At 63.2% G+C, this 1801-nt stretch carries 1 protein-coding gene and 1 pseudogene; both read right to left on the bottom strand.

Annotation, left to right across the window (positions count from 1 at the left end; genetic code table 11):
- Positions 1-269 (bottom strand): annotated as a pseudogene (locus WAN71_RS10915) (hypothetical protein); the annotation flags it as partial.
- The gene (locus WAN71_RS10910) at positions 253-1344 is read right to left on the bottom strand and encodes a hypothetical protein (protein WP_422225339.1); all 1092 of its coding nucleotides are present in this window, start codon (positions 1342-1344) and stop codon (positions 253-255) included. The pseudogene WAN71_RS10915 and the gene WAN71_RS10910, both read right to left, overlap by 17 nt.
- Positions 1345-1801 lie beyond the last annotated feature (457 nt).

Here is a 1801-nt window from a genome sequence, read left to right as displayed (position 1 = left end):
GGGTTTGCGCCCTGCTTGAAGCCCGCAGCTGCCATGGCAGCAGTGATCTCAGGGCTAGTTTTCAGCGACTCCGCATTGAGGGCCAGGTCCCCGTCGGTGGTCATCGGTGGTTCAACAAAGTCGCCAGCACCTGTGTGTAGATACACAGCTTGGGCGCCAACGACGATGATCGTCGGCAGGTGTCCATCGAGCGCGTCAAGGGCGTCAAGCAGTACGGCTCGCGCCGCGACATACTCTGGTGCGTAAACGAACTCATTCTCTCCAGGCATCGTCGCTCCTTGCCAATATGTCGATAAGCTGCTCGGCCTCTTGGGCGAGGCGGCCTTTGGGAAGGGTCAGCAGGTCCGCGAGCACCTGGGAGATAGGTGCGACCCGCAATCCCGTCGCGGTGATGTCCGCACTGGTAAGCAATGTGCGATCTCGCGGGGTCGTGATCATGACGTTACTGGTGGCACGGTCGCTACGAATCAGCCCGAAACTGCTGGCGGCACTGGCGATGTCGTCGGCGTAGAGAGTGAGGACAGTCAGAGGAACGACTGAGGTGATGTCCGTGGAAAGGTACTCGCGGGCGGCAGCTGAGCCGGTGGCGGTTATGTCATCGCGCCCCCGGATTCGGTCGAGGGTGCGTGCGACACCGCGTGGCGCGATGTAGTCCAGGACAACACCATTGCCGTTGGTGAAGCTGTAGTCGGTAACCCAGCGATCGAGGAGGGTGCGTTTCCGTACGCGGGTTATAGTGCCGTCCTCGGATCGCTCGATCGCTCCGGCATCGACCAGCGTTGGCATCAGTTTGGAGACCGCTGCGGCGCTGCTCGACGACAGATCCGCAAGTTCGCGGATCCCCCACGGTGGTTGTCGGTCAAGGAGGGTGCGGATAGTGCGCGCTGTGGCGGGGCCTGTGAGGCGGACGGTGGACGTCGACTCTCGGGGCCGCGGCGGTTTGGGTGCACCCTCTAAGCGGATCAGCACCGGCGGATCAGAGGCCGTCAGGCTGACCCAGCCGGTCGTGTCCAGGTAGCTGATGTTGGCCTCGTCCAGTTCACGCCGGAGCGGCGGGCTGACGTACTCGCTGACGTACAGCAGAGGAGCGTCGCCGAAGGCGGCGGCCATGGTGCGCAGCTGCCTTATGATGTCCTGCACCGGGCGGCGATTCGTCGACAACTTCACTTCGGCCAGGAAGTTAACGGCCGCGCCCTCGTCGGTGGTCAACGTCATCCGGAAGTCGAAGACGCGGTCCGGTTCGATGGCGATCTCAACACGCCAGGACTGCGGCAGTCGCGAGCGCAGCGTCTCGACCGCTGCGTTCCGCACATCCGTTTCTCGAATTGGCGCGTTTCGCGTCATGAGAAACATGGTACTTTGCGAAACAGCACAGGGCAACAGGAGCAACGACCACCGAGCCTAGGTGTGCTCGTCTCCCTGGAACGGACGCCGAGGGCACCTGACGCGGCCGAGACCCCCGACTTTGCCGGCGCAGCCGCAACATCACCAGCCGCAAGCAAGCTGATCCTCGACTCAACTCAAGGACCTGAACTCGTGTCGCAGATGGCCAAGTCCCCCCTCGGACACCGCAAACGTCGTCGTGGTAAATCGCCTTCATGTTGTGGATCACTCAGTCCCACAGGCAAATTCGCAATCGACTTGTTGGCCGGGCGCTAGGGCCGATTGCGGCCTGCCGCTATTCGCCGGCGCTGAAGTTGCGTCGAAGCGTCTCCCCGTTCGGCTTCCCGCCCAACGCGGCCGAGATCTGGTCCCAGGACCAGTCAGCGGCACGGGCCTCCCGCACGGCCAACTCGATGGC

The organism is Mycobacterium sp., assembly GCF_049280035.1.
In the GTDB taxonomy this organism is placed as follows: domain Bacteria; phylum Actinomycetota; class Actinomycetes; order Mycobacteriales; family Mycobacteriaceae; genus Mycobacterium.
Note: the sequence above shows the minus strand (reverse complement) of the source record. Positions and strands in the feature narration are given on the sequence as shown.

What these genes read in the sequence shown, in the direction of transcription:
- WAN71_RS10910 (WP_422225339.1), bottom strand. Translation starts at nt 1,344, where the DNA reads ATGACGCGAAACGCGCCAATTCGAGAAACGGATGTGCGGAACGCAGCG.